The 18,679-nt window shown below is 57.3% G+C and carries 14 protein-coding genes; 7 read left to right on the top strand and 7 right to left on the bottom strand.

Going from position 1 to position 18,679, the window contains the following annotated elements; genetic code table 11:
* Window positions 1–35: 35 nt before the first annotated feature.
* Entirely contained in the window at window positions 36–749 is a 714-nt protein-coding gene (gene dnaQ / locus CLR77_RS15265) for a DNA polymerase III subunit epsilon (RefSeq protein ID WP_097461550.1), read from the top strand.
* A 61-nt stretch (window positions 750–810) separates the two neighbouring features.
* On the opposite strand, the gene nhaB is transcribed toward dnaQ, so the two are convergent.
* Window positions 811–2,307, bottom strand: coding sequence for a sodium/proton antiporter NhaB (gene nhaB / locus CLR77_RS15260; RefSeq protein WP_097461549.1), 1,497 nt, complete (start codon window positions 2,305–2,307; stop codon window positions 811–813).
* A 438-nt stretch (window positions 2,308–2,745) separates the two neighbouring features.
* Between nhaB and CLR77_RS15255 the strand changes: the two genes are divergently transcribed.
* Together CLR77_RS15255 and CLR77_RS15250 are read left to right on the top strand one after the other, a co-directional pair.
* On the top strand, window positions 2,746–4,455 hold the full coding sequence (locus CLR77_RS15255) for a chemotaxis protein (protein ID WP_097461548.1): 1,710 nt from the start codon (window positions 2,746–2,748) through the stop codon (window positions 4,453–4,455).
* 57 nt (window positions 4,456–4,512) lie between these two features.
* Window positions 4,513–5,160 (top strand): hypothetical protein, encoded by a 648-nt coding sequence (locus CLR77_RS15250; protein ID WP_227519949.1) that lies wholly within the window; start codon window positions 4,513–4,515, stop codon window positions 5,158–5,160.
* Between the two features lie 127 nt (window positions 5,161–5,287).
* Here CLR77_RS15250 and CLR77_RS15245 read toward each other — a convergent pair whose 3' ends face one another.
* Window positions 5,288–5,602 (bottom strand): SCP2 sterol-binding domain-containing protein, encoded by a 315-nt coding sequence (locus tag CLR77_RS15245; protein WP_097461547.1) that lies wholly within the window; start codon window positions 5,600–5,602, stop codon window positions 5,288–5,290.
* A 374-nt stretch (window positions 5,603–5,976) separates the two neighbouring features.
* Here CLR77_RS15245 and sohB point away from each other — a divergent pair, with 374 nt between their 5' ends.
* Both sohB and CLR77_RS15235 read left to right on the top strand, forming a co-directional pair.
* Window positions 5,977–7,050, top strand: coding sequence for a protease SohB (gene sohB / locus CLR77_RS15240; protein WP_097461546.1), 1,074 nt, complete (start codon window positions 5,977–5,979; stop codon window positions 7,048–7,050).
* A 99-nt stretch (window positions 7,051–7,149) separates the two neighbouring features.
* The gene (locus tag CLR77_RS15235; protein WP_097461545.1) at window positions 7,150–8,148 is read left to right on the top strand and encodes a YhdH/YhfP family quinone oxidoreductase; all 999 of its coding nucleotides are present in this window, start codon (window positions 7,150–7,152) and stop codon (window positions 8,146–8,148) included.
* A 7-nt stretch (window positions 8,149–8,155) separates the two neighbouring features.
* Here the strand turns inward: CLR77_RS15235 and CLR77_RS15230 are convergent, their stop codons facing one another.
* The 5 genes from CLR77_RS15230 to metH all read right to left on the bottom strand — a co-directional run bounded on the left by CLR77_RS15230 (window position 8,156) and on the right by metH (window position 16,333).
* Complete coding sequence (locus tag CLR77_RS15230; RefSeq protein WP_097461544.1) at window positions 8,156–9,322, bottom strand: cation:proton antiporter domain-containing protein; 1,167 nt, start codon at window positions 9,320–9,322, stop codon at window positions 8,156–8,158.
* Between the two features lie 207 nt (window positions 9,323–9,529).
* Window positions 9,530–10,066 (bottom strand): DUF934 domain-containing protein, encoded by a 537-nt coding sequence (locus CLR77_RS15225; RefSeq protein ID WP_097461543.1) that lies wholly within the window; start codon window positions 10,064–10,066, stop codon window positions 9,530–9,532.
* Window positions 10,050–11,711 (bottom strand): nitrite/sulfite reductase, encoded by a 1,662-nt coding sequence (locus tag CLR77_RS15220; protein WP_097461542.1) that lies wholly within the window; start codon window positions 11,709–11,711, stop codon window positions 10,050–10,052. The genes CLR77_RS15225 and CLR77_RS15220 overlap by 17 nt, the downstream gene beginning before the upstream one ends.
* A gap of 569 nt (window positions 11,712–12,280) precedes the next feature.
* The gene (locus CLR77_RS15215) at window positions 12,281–12,508 is read right to left on the bottom strand and encodes a DUF2970 domain-containing protein (protein ID WP_097461541.1); all 228 of its coding nucleotides are present in this window, start codon (window positions 12,506–12,508) and stop codon (window positions 12,281–12,283) included.
* Between the two features lie 126 nt (window positions 12,509–12,634).
* Entirely contained in the window at window positions 12,635–16,333 is a 3,699-nt protein-coding gene (gene metH / locus CLR77_RS15210; protein ID WP_097461540.1) for a methionine synthase, read from the bottom strand.
* A gap of 282 nt (window positions 16,334–16,615) precedes the next feature.
* Here metH and nfuA point away from each other — a divergent pair, with 282 nt between their 5' ends.
* Together nfuA and CLR77_RS15200 are read left to right on the top strand one after the other, a co-directional pair.
* Complete coding sequence (gene nfuA / locus CLR77_RS15205; RefSeq protein ID WP_097461539.1) at window positions 16,616–17,203, top strand: Fe-S biogenesis protein NfuA; 588 nt, start codon at window positions 16,616–16,618, stop codon at window positions 17,201–17,203.
* 264 nt (window positions 17,204–17,467) lie between these two features.
* A complete protein-coding gene (locus CLR77_RS15200) occupies window positions 17,468–18,661 on the top strand; it encodes a hypothetical protein (protein ID WP_097461538.1) in 1,194 nt (397 codons plus the stop codon).
* The last annotated feature ends 18 nt before the right edge of the window (window positions 18,662–18,679 follow it).

The raw sequence follows: 18,679 nt of genomic DNA, 5'->3' as shown, positions 1-18,679 counted from the left end.
CTTCGCGCTGATATTAAAGGCAGGAATCACGAAATATGCGTCAGATCGTATTGGATACGGAAACAACCGGCCTGGACCCCCATCAGGGGCACCGGATTATCGAGATTGGGTGTGTTGAGGTCGCCGACCGTTCGCTGACGGGGCGGCATTATCATGTCTATATCAACCCCGAGCGGGAAATCGACGATGGTGCCATCGAGGTGCACGGCATCACCAACGAATTCCTGACGGATAAGCCGGTGTTCGCCGAGGTGGCTGAGGCCTTTTTCGAGTTTATCCAGGGCGCGGAATTGATCATCCACAATGCCGCGTTTGACGTGGGGTTCATCAACCACGAGTTTGCAATGCTGGCAAACAATCCCGGGGTTGTCGAAAACCACTGCCGTATCATCGATACCCTGGAAATGGCGCGGCGGAAGCATCCCGGGCAGAAAAACAACCTGGATGCCCTCTGTAAGCGCTACGGCATCGACAACAGTCACCGTGAACTGCACGGCGCCTTGTTGGATGCGGAGATTCTGGCGGAAGTCTATCTGGCGATGACGGGCGGTCAGACGGCTCTGTCCCTGGATGCCGGCAGTGACAATGAAGAAGGTGGTCAGGTGTCGGGACTCAAACGCCTGGACGCGAATCGCCCAAGGCTCCGCGTGATCGGCGCCACTGATGACGAGCAGCAGGCCCATGAGGCCATTCTGGAGATCCTCGATAAATCCGCAGGTCAGGCACTGTGGCGCCAACTTGACGGCTGACCCCGTTATTCAAAGGACCCGGCCTGTGACGCTCACAAGGTGAACAGGCCGGGCATCCCGCCTAGACAAAAAGCTCCACCAGCACGAAGCCGGCAATGCCCATCACGAAGGTATAGGGCAACGCCATCCAGACCATGCGTCCGTAAGAGAGGCGAACCAGTGGCGCCAGGGCCGAGGTCAGCATGAACAGGAAGGCGGCCTGACCGTTCGGGGTGGCAACGCTGGGCAGGTTGGTGCCCGCATTGATGGCGATCGCCAGCGCCTGCATATGCTGGCGGTCGATCACACCATGCTGGAGCGCCGTCTTGACCTGATCCATATAGACGGTGGCGACGAAGACGTTGTCGCTGATCATGGAGAGGACGCCGTTGGCGATAAAGAACATGCCCGGCTGCATCGATTTATCCAGGACCAGCACCGCATTGATAATGCCGTCGAATAAATGTTGATCGTGGATCACGCCCACGACGGCGAAAAAGACCACCAGCAACGCCGTGAATGGCAGAGCCTCCTCGAAGGCCCTGGCGATCTGGTGTTCCTCGGTGATACCGGTCAGGGACGTGGTGAGGATGATGACGGCCAGTCCGATCAGGCCAACTTGCGCCAGGTGCATAGCCAGCGCCACGATCAACAGGACGGCAACCACCGCCTGGACACCGATGGCCAGCCAGCGTTGCGGGGTCATCTTCGAGGCTTCGTGATCGGCGTAATCCTGAAGAATATTCCGAACGGTCTCAGGTAGTGGCTGGCCGTAGCCGAAGACCTTGGCCTTCTCCAGTACATAGCAAGTGATCAGTCCCAGGGCCAGTGTAGGCATGGACACCACGGCCATTGCCTTGAAGAACTGGATGAAATCCCAGCCGGCATGGGCCGCGATAATCAGGTTCTGCGGTTCGCCCACCTGCGTGCATACCCCGCCCAGGGCCGTGCCCACGGCGGCATGCATCAGCAAACTGCGCAAAAAAGCACGAAATTCGTCGAGGTGGGAGCGATGTAGTTCATTAATCTGGTCATCATCATCGCTGTCGTGTTCGTGGTGATATTCCTTTCCAGAGGCTACCTTGTGATAGACGCTATAAAAACCCGCGCACACGGTGAGGACTACGGCAGTGACCGTCAAGGCATCGAGGAACGCGGACAGCACAGCTGACGTCAGGCAGAAAAAGAGCGCCAGCAGTGTCTTGGAACGGATGCCCAGCAGGATGCGGGTAAAGGCATCGAGCAAGAGCTCTTTCATGAAGTAGATGCCGGCAACCATGAATATCAATAGCAGGATGACTTCGAGGTTGGACGAAACCTCGGTGTAGACCATCTCAGGCGAGACCAGGCCGATGATGACGGCTTCCAGAGCCAGCAGGCCTCCCGGCTGCAGGGGATAACACTTCAGCGCCATGGCGAGTGTCAGGATGAATTCGCCGATGAGTAACCAGCCCGCGATATAGGCGTCGACCTGTGCCAGAAGCGGGTTGATGACGAGGAAGGCAATTATAAGCAGTTTGTACCAGCCCGGAGAGTGCCCGAGAAAATTCTGGTAGAGGGCTTTAGCGTATATCGACATTCGATCCTGCCAGATACTGTATGAGAACAGAGGTGAAAGATACGGTAATCAGCGGAGACTGTCGACGCAAAGCGAGGGGATGTCAGGCCTGCTGCGGGTTGAGTGGCCAGGCGGTCAAATTTGGTAACGGAAAGCAAAATGATTGAAACAGGGGCTTTCTTGAGGAGCTTGAAATTTGTGTTATAAGTTAAGAATAGTTCGTGAATTTTTTGATACCCCACGGCAATAACGAAATTCTGCGTCATGGACGCAGAAGGAACCACGACCGCATCCGCAGAAACACAGTTCGGGCGCGGGGGGCTTCAGGATCTGGAATGGATGCCTCTGGCGGCGTGTGGATCTCCGATGAATAACAATGAATCGTACCCGGGACGAGGTTGCAGGGGTGGTCTGTCCTCCCGACCTCTTCCGTGATGGACAATCAGGAAGTGTCTTTTTATGGTCCAATCGTCACTGGCGACGAAATCGCACTCGTTTGAGCTGGTTAAAGGTGAGATAGAAAGCACCATCAAACAAGCTGAACAGAGTCTCGAACGCTTTCAGGAAAATCGGGAAAGTGGGGAGGACCTGCAGAACTGCGTTGATTTCATTAACCAGCTGCGTGGTATTTTTATCCTCGTCGAGTTACGTGGCGGGATGCTGTTGTGCCAGGAATCGGTGTCTCTGGCCAATGAGGTGCCTGTCGGCGCAACCGACGACAAGAACAATCTGCTGACAGCGCTGAGTAACGCGCTGTTCATCCTGCGGCGCTATGTCGAATACTATCACCGGCAGCGTGCCGACCATCCCGAATTGCTGTTGCCGATCATCAATGAACTGCGCGAGGCCCGGAAGGAAAAGCCCTATCCGGATTCCTGCTTTTTTGAGGTCGATGCCCGCAAACGTCCCGATTTTTGTGCCGGGCTGGATGTGCGTCCGCTCGTACTGGAAAACGAGGCCGATTACGAAATCCATGCCCGCCGTATCCGCCTGATGTATCAGGTTGGTTTGCTCGGGGTATTGCGCGACCGTGACCCGTTGGTGAGTCAGAAGCTGATCGGTCGCGCAGCGGAGAGCTTTAGCCGGCTGTGCAATGGCGCCCCTATGGGGCAGATCTGGTGTCTATTGCACATTGTCATGGCGACGATGCAGGATCGCCTGATGGGGTTTGAGAAGCCTCGCAAACGGCTACTCATGCGCCTCGAGAAGTATGCGCGGGAGATCGTTTACGTCGGTCGGGTCGCCATGACGAAAGAGGCACCGGACTCCCTGTTTCGGGAACTGGTGTACATCCTTTACCAGAGCGGGTCCCATAATCCGGAAGTGATGCAGATCCTCAGTGCCTATGATCTGGCACCCGCGGAATTCAACGAAGCGATGGTGTTAGCGCACCGTAAGCGGCTTTATGGGCCGGGCTCTGACGTTCTCAAATCCCTGTCCGAGGCCCTGCTGGAAGAAATCAACCAGTTGAAGGACAAGGTCGATATTATCGAACGGGGTATCGAACCGGATATCTCTGAACTGGGTAACATAGCCGTCTCCCTGGAGCGCCTGGCCAATACGCTCCTGATCCTGGATCTCAACCAGCTCAGTGAGCTGGCCAAGCGCGAAGCAGCACTCCTGCGTCAGTGGGAGCAGGATGGGCACCTGCCGGAAGAGGACAGCCTGTATGCCTTGGCCGATGCGGTGCTCAACATCGAAGAGGCTGCGCAGCAACTGGTCAATAAGGGGATTACCGAGGAAACCGATTCCCTGGCTGGCGAGGCGCGGCGCTCCGAGCAGTCTCTGTACCTGCGGGAAGCGGTCATCGTTGTGGCTGATGAAGCGAAATCAGCGCTGACATTGGCCAAGCGTGCGATTACGGCTTTCCTGGAGTCGGACTTCGATAAGATGCATCTGGCCAACGTACCGGCTACACTGCGCAGCATCTGGGGTGGCCTGATGATGATGGAAGATGCGCAGGCGGCGACACTGATTGCGCGCATAGCCACCGGTATCGACGAGCGGTTGTTGGCGGCCAAGGGTGCACCGGAGAATCGGGTGCTGGAAGCCCTGGCGGATGCACTCACATCGCTGGAATACTATATCGAAGGTCTGGGTGCCAACAGTGAGTTGAATCCCGACCTGCTGAAGCTGGCGGAAACCTCTCTGGGAGACGTTGGGCTATAAGCCCAACGGGTCTCCCGCCGCCGCACAGGGAACTCTGACGGCAGGAATCCGTAAAGCGTGGAGCTGACTTCTTTCCCCGAGATCATACTGCTCGGCCTCGCGGCCCTGGCCACTCTGGGTGGTTTGGCGTTTTTCCTGCGCCCCCGCTGGCTCATAGCATGGTTCAAAGGCATGTTTGCCTTTGGACTGATTGCTGTCGGTATCTTGATGGCCTTGCTGGCGCTGAATCTCCGTTACTACCAGTCGCTGGACCAGTTGACGCCGGTTGCCACGCTCAAATCGATTCAGGTTGGACCTCAGACGTGGCGGGTTACCGTGCAGGCGAACGGTTCGGCTCCCAAAAGCGTCACGTTGAAAGGCGATCAGTGGCAGTTGGATGCCCGGATCATCCGTTTTAGTGGGCTGTTGAGTTGGATTGGGCTTAAACCGGTCTATCAATTGGACCGGCTCAGCGGGCGCTATGTCACGCTGGAGCAGGCCAGGGATGCCGAACGCACTGTCTTCGATCTGGCGCACACGGGCGTGGTGGATATCTGGTCGATCGACCGAAAGATCGGATTGCCCTTTGTCGAGTCTCGCTATGGCAGTGCCACCTTTATGCCCCTCAAGGACGGTGCCACCTATCGGGTTCAGTTAAGCAGTACCGGCCTGGTGGCTGAACCCACCAATGCTATCGCGCAAAAAGCGGTGGATGACTGGTTCTGACAGCGCCTAGCCGGGCGATCTCTGCCTTCCTCAGGCAAAAAAAATCCCGCTTCCTGATGCTGACCGAAAACCTCTGGCGGCCGGCCGCATGAAAAGCGGGATTGGGGCGTTCTTGTCAGTCCCGGGCTTAGCCGATGCTGAACAGTTCGCCGAGTTTGGTCGCCAGCATCATATCGCCTTCGGCGCGCAGCTGGCCGGCCATGAACGCCTGCATACCGTCGGTTTCGCCGGTAACGATGCCCTGCAGGGTGTCAGCATTCATGATCAGGGTGACCGACGGGTCGCTGTGCTCGCCTTCGATCAGGATGCATTGGCCGTCATTGATGATCAGGTGGTAAGAGGTGTCGTCTTCGATATCGAACTGGAATACCAAGTCCAGGCCGCTGGCGGCATCTGCATTGAAGTTCTGCTTCAGCTGTTCGAATACATTGGATACTGACATTTTTTCGATCCTTTCTCAGGTTTATACAGCGTCTTGAACCGCGGGTGCCGCGACCTCCCACTTGAGGCCGGAGAGCCGGGAAACAGCTCAGACTGTAGGGATGCCACTCTAGGCTGTCAAGACTGATCGAACGCTTGTTTGAAAAACTTGTGCGTTATAGCGCGTTTCGGGTTTTGTGGCAATGGGGTCTGCTGGCCTGAGGCTGTCGTATATCGGAAGCGTCGGCGGCGTGGAATGGGATTCTGCGCAGGAAAGACTTGCTTTATCCGGCCCAACGAACCATGGCGACAGGGAGAGTTATCACCGGTATGATTCTGTTCGTCCTGAAGGCCGAATCGTTTTGGCCGGATCGTTCTGGTTGAGGGAGAATCATCTTGGAGTTTTTGTCGAATTACGGGCTGTTCCTGGCGAAGGTCGTCACTGTCGTTGCCGCATTGCTGGTGCTGATCGCCGCGGTTATGTCACAGCGCGGAAAGCATAAGTCGCCGGATGGTGAGATATCACTGGAGCGGCTTAATGAATCGCTGAAGACCATGACCGAACGGCTTAAGACCCAGTTGGTGCCGGACGAGCAGCGCAAAGCCGCAGAGAAAGCGCGAAAAAAAGCGGAAAAGGCAGAACGTAAACGTCTTAAGGCCGCCCAGAAAGCGCAGTCCAAACATATTGGTGCGACGCCTGAACAGGCGCGTCAGCGGGTATTCGTTCTCGATTTTGACGGTGACATCAAGGCGAGCGATACCGCTAACCTGACACGCAAAATCGACGCGGTGCTTGCGGTGGCGGATGTGCGCCAGGATGAGGTTGTGGTACGTCTCGAAAGTGCCGGCGGGTTGGTTCATTCATACGGTCTGGCAGCCGCACAGTTGGATCGTCTGCGTGCGCGGGGCCTGAAGCTGACAGCCTGTGTCGATAAAGTCGCCGCCAGCGGCGGTTATATGATGGCGTGTGTCGCCAGCCACATTTTGGCATCGCCCTTTGCCGTGATCGGCTCCATCGGTGTGGTGGCCCAGTTGCCGAACTTCCACCGTCTGCTGAAAAAGCACGATATCGATTATGAAGTGCTGACGGCGGGTGAGTTCAAACGGACGCTGACCATCTTTGGTGAAAATACCGAAAAAGGGCGTGAGAAGTTCCTGAGCGACCTGGAAGACACGCATGAATTGTTTAAGACCCATGTGTCGGAGCGGCGTCCGCAATTGGATATCGTGGCCGTGGCCAATGGTGATATCTGGTTCGGTCGGCGAGCGCTCGAAGTTCAGTTGATCGACGAACTGAAAACTTCAGATGATTATCTGCTGGAGGCCTGTGAGCGGGCAGATGTCTTCGTCGTCAATTACGAACACAAGCGCAGCCTGCAGGAAAAGCTGGGGATGGCGACCTCGAATATCGTCGAAAAGGTCACCTGGCGCGTATTGGAAGAGCTTCGTAACAGCCGCATGCATAGCTGAGCCTGCTTCTATGAGAGCGTCCTCATTGCTGGGACGCCTCCAAACTGTTGGCAATCCGCTTTAGAACGGAGCGGCCTTCATCGCTATAAGGAGCATACGATGGTGCATTTTCGAGCCTGGCGCGTCCATGAAAAGGACGGCCAATTCCAGGGTTCCATCGACATGATGACCCAGGACCAGCTACCCGAAGGTGAGGTGCTGGTGCGTGTTTCCCATTCTTCGCTGAATTACAAGGATGCCTTGTCCGCTTCCGGCAACAAGGGTGTGACTCGGGAATATCCTCACACTCCCGGTATTGATGCTGCCGGGGTTGTCGAGTCGTCGACTGTACCCGCTTTTCACGCAGGAGACCGCGTGATCGTGACGGGTTACGATCTCGGGATGAACACCGACGGCGGCTTTGGCGAATACATCCGGGTGCCGGCGGCCTGGTGTCTTCCCATGCCGGAGAGCCTGAGCGGTGCGGCGGCGATGAGTTACGGTACAGCGGGACTGACGGCGGCGCTTTGCGTCGACAAGCTGTTGAGGATGGGGCTCGCGCCTGATCAGGGACCTGTACTGGTGACTGGCGCCAGCGGCGGTGTTGGTACGGTTGCGGTGGAATTGTTGGCTCGACTGGGATTCGAGGTTGTCGCACTCAGCGGGAAGCACGACGAAGCCGGGCGCCTGAAGCAATTGGGCGCGATTGAAATCGTTGACCGGGCCGTTCTCGAAACGAGTAAGCGTCCCCTGCAGAGGGGGTCTTACGCCGGCGCCGTGGATACTGTCGGCGGAACATTGCTGGCAGAATTGCTCAAGGTGATCCGGCCAGGTGGTGCTGTTGCCTGCTGTGGCATGGTTGGCGGAATTGAGCTGCCAACGACGGTTTTCCCGTTTATTCTGCGGGGCATCAGTTTGTTGGGTGTGGACTCTGTTGAAATTCCCCTTGCAGACAAGCAGCGGATCTGGGAAAAACTCTCCAGTGAATGGCGTTGCCCGCAGACGGAGCAGGGAGCCCGCACTATTGGCCTGGAATCACTGGGTCCTGCACTCAAGGCCTTCCTGGAAGGGCACTCCCGCGGCCGTGTGGTGCTTGCTCATCAGACTGAAACGGCCTAGGGCCGTTTCAGTCTCTCCTCAGTCGATCACTGATGGCGATCGGGCTGGGATACTTCAATAGCACCAGATAAGTGTTCAGGACAAAAGTCAGAATGGCGGTGGCCTGAATCAAGACGGAACCTGTTTCGCTGATCATGCCAGTCTGGGCCGCCAGATAGGCGATCAGTAACGAAAACTCGCTGATCTGTCCCAGGCGGACGCCAACTTCCCAGGCGATAGGGGCCGGCTCCTGGATAAACATCAGGAGGCCCCGGAACACCAGCGGCTTAAGGACGAGCAGCGCCGCCGTCAATCCGAGGACGGGCCAGATCATTTTGGGGATCAGGTTCCAGTCGAGCCCGGCGCCGAGTGAGAAGAAAAACAGTACCAGAAAGAAGTCGCGCAGCGGTTTCAGGTGCTCCGCCATATATTGGGATATCGGTGAGGTTGCCAGGCTTACCCCGGCGACAAAGGCACCGATCTCCAGGGATAGGCCGATAGACTTGGCCAATTCCGCCATCCCCAGACACCAGCCGATTGCCAGCAGGAAGATGTACTCGTGAAAGCGGTCAAAAGCGCTCAGCAACCGCAGGAGTATGTAGCGGACGATGAGGAAGGCGGCGACGACCAGCAGCGGGAGCATCAACAGCGTGCGGCCGAGCTGCAGCCAGTCAAAACCGGTTTTGGCGCCGGCGATGACCAGCAGGGTGATGATGGCAATCAGATCCTGGAGTAACAGGAGTCCAACCACCAGTTCCCCCGTATGGCGATGATGCAGCACGGTGGTCGGCAGCAGCTTGATGCCGATAATGGTGCTGGAAAACATCATGGCCAGCCCCACCACCAGCGCTTCACCATTGCCGAACCCTGACAGGCGGGCTATACCGAATCCCGCCAATGCAAAGACCACAGAACTGCCGACCGCGACGGTCGAAGCCTTACGCAGCATATGCAAAAGGCTGCGCGGATGCATATCCAGCCCTAGCAGGAACAACAGGAAAATAATGCCGATTTCCGAGACTTCGGACAGCATGTTCGCGTCGCTGACCAAGTGCAGGCCATAGGGGCCGGCAATTGCGCCGATGGCGATATAAGCGATGATCAGCGGCTGTCGTGTATACAACGCTATCGATGCGAGGATGGCCGCACCGCTGAAAATCACGAAAAAGGAGGTAATGATGGGGGATGTTTCCATACAGGCGACACTTACGGCTCCGGGTCAATTTACCTTACTGGATGCGCTTGTGCCGCCGCAAGGGAAAACCGGGCTTTCCTGATAATTGGAGAGGATCTTTGCGGGGTGGTCAGGCGTTGACGCCGAAGGACCTGGCCCAACCACCAGATCCTCTTCAAGGGCGCTGGCGGTTAGGACAGGTGGTCCGGCGAAGCGGTGAAGTAGCAATCAGGCAAAGGCCACTTCGCCGGCTTCCTCGGTTACAGTGCGCTCGCGGCGGCGAAAGAGCGGTGCGGTCTGGTCGACGGCGGCCTGATAGGCTTCGCTGAAGAATTCCAGGCACTTGGCTGCCTTGTTGATGTCCTTATCCTCGCGCAGGACAAAGGCGTCGAAGCCGCAACGCTTCATGTAGAACAACTGGTCCAGCAGCACGTCGCCGACAGCCCGCAGTTCGTGACGGAAGCCATAACGCTCGCGGAGAAGGCGCCCAATGCTGTACCCGCGCCCGTCCGTGAACTTGGGAAAATTGACAGCGATGACCGGGAAGCGACGGCAATCGATTCCCAGGGCTTCCGGTTCCTCGTCACTATCGAACCAGACACCGATATCGTCCCGGGCTTCAAGCCTGTCTCTCTGTGCCAGCCAGACCGACAGGGGAACGATCACGTTGCCTTCGGGCACCTCGACCGTTTTCCCGTCGACGGGCTTCTCCAACCGTGTCCAGTGGTCGGCCGCGAGGCCGTCGACCTTAATGAGCCGGCTCATATACACGCTCCTTGAAGGGTTGAATACCGATGCGGCGGAAGGTGTCGATAAAGCGTTCTTCCGCAGTGCGGGTTTCGACATAGAGCTTGACGATCTTGTCGATGACGTCCGCCATCTGGTCCCGCGCGAACGAGGGCCCGAGAATCTGGCCGATGGTGGCATCCCGCTGGGAAGACCCGCCCAGTGAAACCTGGTAATACTCTTCGCCCTTCTTGTCGACGCCCAATACGCCGATGTTACCGACGTGATGGTGTCCGCAGGCGTTCATGCAACCGGAAATGTTCAGGTCGATATCGCCGAGGTCGTACAGGTAATCCAGGTCGTCGAATCGACGCTGGATAGCTTCTGCAACCGGGATGGACTTGGCGTTGGCCAGGGCACAGTAGTCGCCGCCGGGGCAGCAGATGATGTCGGTGAGCAGTCCCAGGTTTGGCGTGGCAAAGCCGGCGGTCTTGAGCATTTCCCACAGGCGGTACAGGTCTTTCTGGCGCACATCCGCCAATACGACATTCTGTTCGTGAGTGACCCGGATCTCGCTGAAGCTGAACTCGTCGGCCAGATCAGCGATTTTTTCCAACTGCCAGTCGTAAACGTCGCCTGGCGGCACGCCCGTTTCCTTCAGGGTCAATGTCACGACGGCATAACCCGCTTTCTTGTGGGGTTTGACGTTACGCTTGAGCCAGTTCGCAAAGGGTCGGGAGCCATTGCGCGGTTCGACCAGCTCGGCTGGCTCGTCATCCAGCGTCTGATAGTTGGGCTCATTGAAATAGGCTTTGACGCGCTCGATGGCTTCCGGTGTCAGTCGGGTCGGCGAGCCCTTGATGTGGGCCCACTCGGCTTCCACCTTCTCGGCGTAAACTTCGGGGGTCAGCGCCTTGACCAGAATCTTGATACGGGCCTTGAACTTGTTGTCGCGACGGCCATAGCGGTTATAGACGCGGACCATGGCTTCCAGATAGGTCAGCAGATCAAGTTCCGGCAGGAATTCGCGGATGACAGGGCCCACCATCGGCGTACGACCCAAGCCACCTCCGGCATATACACGGAAGCCCAGCTCGCCGAGGTCGTTACGAACAATCTCAAGACCGATGTCATGCACCTGGATCGCTGCCCGGTCGCTGCCGGGCGCGGCATTCACGGCAATCTTGAACTTGCGTGGCAAAAACGCGAATTCCGGGTGATAGGTGGACCACTGACGAATGATTTCGCAATAGGGTCGGGGATCGACGACTTCGTCGGCATTGACGCCGGCGAACTGGTCGGTGGTGGTGTTGCGGATGCAGTTACCGCTGGTCTGGTTGGCGTGCATCTCCACTTCGGCCAGCTCGGCCAGGATATCAGGCACTTCTTCCAGCTTTGGCCAGTTCAGCTGAATATTCTGGCGCGTCGTGAAGTGGGCATAACCCTTGTCGTAATCGCGCGTGATGCGGGCCAGGCGACGAAGCTGTTCGGAGCGCAGCATGCCGTAGGGCACGCAAATACGGAACATGGGCGCCAGGCGCTGAACATAGAGGCCATTCTGAAGGCGCAACGGCAGGAATTCTTCCTCACTGAGCTCACCCGCCAGGTAGCGCTGGGTCTGGTCGCGGAACTGCTTGACCCTGTCATTCAGTATTTTGCGGTCGTACTCGTCGTAGACGTACATAGTTGAACCGATCCTGGTACTGCGTTTGGAATGGGTGTCGACCGATGGTCTGGCGTCTGTCGTGCCTGAAACGTCAAGAGTCCCAGCGGCGGCCGATAACCGGCCCTTACCAATGACCGGTATTTGGTTGCGACGATACCAGCTTTGGCTTATGTCTAAAACGAACAAATTTTAATATGGTAATAGCAATAAGTAATAACTATGTGGGGTATTGCAGGAGAGGGGGCGAATTGTTGAAGAGGTTAGGTAACTGATTCCCGGTGAGGATGTTTGCTGCCAATGTTGAAGGTGATCATTTTTTATACGATTTGCGTGGGCTGCAGGCTGTTATAAAGTCCAAAATATTCCTTGAGGCGTGCTTTGAAATCGTCTAAACAGGAAAAGAGAAGGGGATTGATCCAAAGGATAAAATGGATACCAATGGTCTTTAATGCATGAGACAGGAGTCAAAGACAATGTCTAATAAGCATATGTTGAAAGATTCCACCGCGGATGCGGTCGCTGTCGTCCTGCTGGTGTTGCTGGTCGTTGCCTTTGCGGTGACGTGGGTTTCCAGTCAATAAAAGAGATTAGCTACCCTGTGTTCTGACGATCCAATGAACAATCAGGGCGATGCTTATCACGAACACCAGGGTAAAAATCAGCCCGCCGATAATAAAAGGCACGGGATTGCCGCTATTGAAGTCGGCTTCCTGGTTTTTTCGTGCCTGAACACCGAAAGCGGCGGCTGAAACGCTGCGAATGACCTGCAGCAGGCCAACGCGCTGGCGGGCGGGTTTCTGCGGTTTTTCGCCCATCGTTTGCCCCTCCTTTGCTTGTGGAACTCAATTTCCTTGAAAGCGACCGCCCCTATCACTGCGAAGTTGGTCGCTTTTTGATCAGTTTAGGAGAGTTCCCACAGGCGGGGCAACCGCCATACTGATTTATTCCGCCGGTTCGTAGGATAGAGTGGGAGCGAGCCAGCGTTCCACTTCGTCCACACGCATATTTTTGCGCTTGGCGTAGTCCTCGACCTGATCACGGCCAATCTTGCCCACCGAAAAATAGCTGGCATCAGGATGTGAGAAATACCAGCCTGAAACGGAGGCCGCCGGGAGCATGGCGAAGTGTTCGCTCAGGTGCATATCCGCATTGGCCGGCGCGTCCAGGAGACTGAACAGCGTCGCCTTCTCGGTATGATCCGGACAGGCAGGGTAACCCGGGGCGGGGCGGATGCCGCGGTAGCGTTCCTGGATCAATGCATCGCTGTCCAAAGCCTCATCGGGGGCATAGGCCCAGAACTCACGCCGCACTCGCTCGTGCATGCGTTCGGCGAAGGCTTCAGCCAGCCGGTCAGCCAGGGCTTTGACCATGATGGCGCTGTAATCGTCGTTCTGGCCTTGGTATTCGAGAGCCAGTTCATCGGTACCGATGCCACTGGTGACGGCAAAACCGCCAATATAATCCGCCTTGCCACTGTCTTTGGGGGCGACGAAGTCGGCAAGCGCCATCATGGGCTTGTTCGGCGACTTGTCGTCCTGTTGGCGCAGGTGGTGCAGGGTTGTCAGTACCGAGGTACGGCTGTCGTCGGTGTAGACCTCGACATCGTCGCCGACGCGGTTCGCCGGCCAGAAACCGATGACGCCCTTGGCGGTAAAACGTTTCTCGTCGATGATGCGTTGCAGGATGGTCTGCGCATCGTTAAAGAGTGTGCGTGCCGCTTCGCCGCGCTCGGGGTCGTCGAATATCTTCGGGTACTTCCCGGCAAGGTCCCAGGAAATGAAGAACGGTGTCCAGTCGATATACTCGGCCAGTTCCTTCAGATCGTAATCCTCGAACACCCTGAGGCCGGTAAAGACGGGTTTCGGCGGTGTATAACCGCCCCACTCGAATTGCGGCGCCCGGCTGCGGGCGGCTTCGATGGTGACAAGCTTGGCGCGTTCGCCCCGGTTACGGCGGCGTTCGCGGATTTCCTCATATTCGGTTTTCGTGGCGTCGACCAGCGCAGGTTTTTGGGTCTGGCTCAGCAGCTGGGAGGCGACGTTGACGCTACGCGAGGCGTCGGACACGTACAGCACCTGATCGTTCTTGTATTGAGGCTCGATCTTGACGGCCGTATGGGCCTTGGAGGTTGTGGCCCCGCCGATCAGCAGCGGTACATGGAAGTCCAGGCGCTGCATTTCCTTGGCCACGTGGACCATCTCGTCCAGTGAGGGCGTAATCAGACCGCTAAGGCCGATGATGTCGACGTTTTCGCGACGGGCGGTTTCCAGGATTTTCTCGCACGGCACCATAACGCCGAGGTCGATAACTTCGTAGTTGTTGCATTGCAGCACCACGCCGACGATGTTCTTGCCGATATCGTGGACGTCGCCTTTCACGGTGGCCATCAGGATCTTGCCCTTGGCCTCCTGCTTCGAGCTCTTTTCGGCCTCGATGTAGGGAATCAGGTGGGCTACCGCCTGTTTCATGACCCGGGCGCTCTTGACCACCTGGGGCAGGAACATCTTGCCTGCGCCGAACAGGTCGCCGACGACATTCATACCGTCCATCAGCGGGCCTTCGATGACCTCAATGGGGTGTGATGCCTGCTGCCTGGCTTCCTCGGTGTCATCGATGATGTGGCTGGTGATGCCCTTGACCAGTGCGTGCTCCAGGCGCTTGTTGACTGGCAGGTGGCGCCAGGCCTGATCCTCTTCCTGTTTCTTTCCACCGGCACCCCTGAAGCGTTCGGCGACTTCAAGCAGACGGTCGGTGGCGTCATCGCGCTGGTTCAGCACCACATCCTCGACACAGGCCTTCAGCTCAGGATCGATCTCATCGTAGATCACGAGCTGGCCAGGGTTGACGATGCCCATGTTCATGCCGGCCTTGATGGCATGATAGAGAAACACAGAGTGGATCGCTTCACGTACGGTATCGTTGCCGCGGAAGGAGAAGGACACGTTGGAAACTCCGCCCGATACCGATGCATGGGGCAGGTTTTGGCGAATCCAGCGGGTAGCTTCGATGAAATCAACGGCGTAGTTGTTGTGTTCGTCGATCCCGGTCGCGATGGCAAAGATATTAGGATCGAAAATAATATCCTCTGGCTTGAAGCCGATGCCTGTCAGCAGGTCATAGGAGCGCTTACAGATGTCGATCTTGCGCTGATAGGTATCGGCCTGACCGGTTTCGTCGAAGGCCATGACGACGACAGCGGCGCCGTAGCGCATGCACAGGCGGGCTCGCTCGAGGAATTCCTTTTCGCCTTCCTTCAGGCTGATGGAGTTGACCACAGACTTGCCTTGCACGCAGCGCAGCCCGATTTCGATCACCTCCCACTTGGAAGAGTCGAGCATCACCGGCACACGGCAGATATCCGGCTCGGAGGCGACGAGCTTGAGGTACGTTTCCATCACCGCCCCGGAATCGAGCATGCCCTCATCCATGTTGATATCGATGATCTGGGCCCCGTTCTCGACCTGATCGCGGGCGACGTCGAGGGCTTCTTCGTACTGCTCCTCCTTGATGAGGCGCAGGAAGCGCTTTGAACCGGTCACGTTGGTCCGTTCGCCGACGTTGATGAAGAGGACGCGGGCATCGCCGGTAAAGGGTTCCAGGCCCGCGAGACGGAGCACCGGAGGACGAACCGGCACTTTACGCGGTGCATGCTTTTCCATGGCGCGGGCTATCGCGGCGATGTGTTCTGGGCGGGAGCCGCAGCAGCCGCCGATAATGTTGAGAAAACCGTCGCGGGCAAAGCCTTCGATGATCTCCGCCATTTCTTCCGGCGTTTGATCGTATTCGCCGAATTCGTTGGGCAGGCCGGCATTGGGGTGGGCGCTGACCAGGGTGTCGGCTTTGTTGGACAGTTCCTCGATATAGGGGCGTAACATGTCTGCGCCCAGCGCGCAGTTGAGCCCGACACTCAACGGCCTGGCGTGGGCGATGGAATTCCAGAAGGCTTCCGTTGTCTGACCGGAAAGGGTACGGCCGGAAGCGTCAGTAATGGTGCCGGAAATCATGATCGGCAACTCTATACCCTGGTCTTCGAAATACTGCTGGGTGGCGAAGATGGCGGCCTTGGCGTTCAGGGTGTCGAAGATGGTTTCGATTAGGATGATATCCGAACCGCCCTCGACCAGCCCGGCAACGGCTTCGTAGTAGTTGTCCACCAGCGTCTGGAATTCGATATTGCGGAAGCCGGGGTTGTTGACGTCCGGTGAGATCGACAGCGTCCGTGAGGTCGGCCCTACTGCACCGGCCACGAAGCGCGGACGCGACGGGTCGCGGCGGCTGTATTCGTCGGCGACTTCGCGTGCGATACGGGCGGCTTCCCGGTTCAACTCCGGCACCAGGTCTTCCATGCCGTAGTCGGCCTGTGAGACGCGCGTCGAGTTGAAGGTGTTGGTTTCGATAATATCGGCGCCGGCATCGAGATACTCGCGATGGATCTCGCGGATGATTTCGGGCTGGGTCAGGCAGAGCAGATCGTTGTTGCCCTTGACGTCACGGTCGTAGTCGGCGAAACGTTCACCCCGATAATCCGCTTCATCCAGTTTGCGATTCTGGATCATGGTGCCCATGGCGCCATCCAGAACCAGGATGCGTTGCTTGAGGGCGTCGTGGAGCTGGGCTATGCGGTTATCGCGATCAGTCATGGTTCTGCGTTCCGTCTTGGATCTGCGCTGAGTGTTCGGCATCCGGGTGCGGCTGCTCTTTGGGGGCGAAATCATAGCAGATTATCACCGTTTGACGCTTCCGCCGCGATTCGATGGCTCCGGATGTGAGGGATTATGCGGTTATTTTAATTCCCGACAAAATTACTAGGTCTTTCCAAAGCATCACCGTTTTCATACAATAACGGAGCGATAGGGGAGTCTTGACGCCCGAGTGGGCTAGGCGCTCCAATTCACCTTTCTGGATGGGGACCAAAGCAATCCATGTCTACTGTAACCGTAACCGAGTCGGCTCGTGATTATCTGGCGCAACTGATCGAGCGACAGGATGTGGAAGGTATGGGGGTCCGTATGTTCGTGACCCAGCCCGGTACCAAGTTCGCAGAGACCTGTCTGGCATATTGTCCGCCGAATGAGCGGGTCCCGACCGACGAGGTGATCGATCTGGAAAAGATCACGCTCTATCTCGAGCACAATAGCGTGCCGTTCCTGGAAGAGGCTGTGGTCGACTATTCGTCTGACCGGATGGGCGGCCAATTGACGATCAAGGCGCCGAACGCGAAAGTGCCCAATATCAGTGAAGATGCGCCGTTACCGGACCGCATCAACTATATCCTGGCCTCCGAGATCAACCCCGGCCTTGCGTCCCATGGGGGCGAAGTGCAATTGGTCGAAATCGTCGACGGCTCGGTCGCCGTGCTGCGATTCGGCGGCGGGTGCCAGGGGTGCAGTGCCGTGAGCCTGACGCTCAAGCAGGGCGTTGAAAAGACCTTGGTTGAGCGGGTGCCGGAGCTGACGGCTGTCCGCGATGTGACAGATCACAGCTACCGCGATAACGCTTATTACCAGTAAGACGTCTTCTACCGTCTCCGCAGTTTGGCGGAGGGCATGATCGCATGCCCTCCCGATGATTTTTTCTGTGTTACCGACGTTCCGTCCCCCCCGTAGTCCCTGCCAGTATCTTCTGTTTATTCTCTCCAATATCGGGGTGTAAAGTCTGCCCTGGACCTGCTGTCGGGTCGGCCAATGCCCGACGGGCGAGGTTTCCTCAAACTGGGCCAATTCTGACCGATAATCCCGTGAACACACAGTAAGGGAGAGGAACGCTTGTTGGTAATGGGGGCGGTGGTGTGGTCCTTGCCGTTGGTCGCTGGATTGGTCGGTTGGTTTACCAACTGGCTGGCGATCCAGATGTCGTTCTATCCGGTTCGGTTTATCGGCGTGCCGCCCTGGTTGGGCTGGCAGGGTGTGATTCCCCGCAAATCGCGCAAAATGGCCTATATCTGCATCGACCGGATTCTCGCACGCTTCGGCAATCTCAATGAGATCTACCGGCGGCTGGAGCCCTCCCGTATCGCCGGACAGATCATTTCCCAGGTGGCGCCTCGCCTCGAAGAATATATCGACGAGATCATGTACGACCTGCAGCCGGTCCTCTGGGATAACCTGCCGATGATTGCCAAACGGCGCATCTATAAGTGGGCGGCCGCACAGTTCCCGGACCGTATTCAGGCATTGGTCGACGATTTTGGTGACGACTTCGGGGATCTCGTCGACCTCAAGGTGCTGCTCAGTCGCGAACTGGAAACCCATCCCGACCTGATGAACCGGATATTCCGTGAGGCTGGCGGGCCGGAAATCCGTTTCGTGATTCTGAGCGGCGCCACGATAGGTGCGCTGCTGGGCGCCTGCCTGATGCCTTTCGGCGATATGTTGCGCCAGGTCTGGGCATTGCCCCTTTGTGGCTTTGTGGTCGGATTCTGTACCAATTGGCTGGCGCTCAACCTCATTTTCCGCCCACTGCATCCCAGGCGCGTGTTCGGTTTACGGGTACAGGGGCTATTCCTGCAGCGGCAGGCGGAGATCTGTGATGTCTGGAGCCGCCTTGTCGCCCAGGAGCTGTTCACCGTGGAGAAGGTGGCCTACGCCATGTTGCATGGCGCTCAGGGTGCACGAACCCGGGCGATCATTCAGCGTAACCTGCGTCCGTTGCTGGATCGCTCGATGGTGATGAAGCTCGTTGCGCAGGTAACCGTAGGCGTAGCCGGCTACAGCGAACTCAAGAAGGCGATGAACAGCAAGGCAGTGGACGCCACAGCGGATGTTTTCCACGATCCGGATTTCAACCGGGACCGGGCAGATGTGGTGGCAGTGGCGATCAGCGAGCAGATGAAATCGCTGACGTCCGAGGAATTCCAGGATGTGTTACGTCCGGCGTTTCAGGAAGAAGAGTGGCAACTGATGCTGGCGGGCGGCGTGTTAGGGGCGCTCGCCGGGCTTTTTCAATGGGCCTTTCTGCTTTACGGGTAAGGTGTCGGCGAACCAACG

Origin of the sequence: Mangrovitalea sediminis, assembly GCF_002514725.1 — a bacterium.
Lineage (GTDB): Bacteria > Pseudomonadota > Gammaproteobacteria > Pseudomonadales > Oleiphilaceae > Mangrovitalea > Mangrovitalea sediminis.
This window is presented reverse-complemented; position numbering and strand designations above follow the sequence as displayed.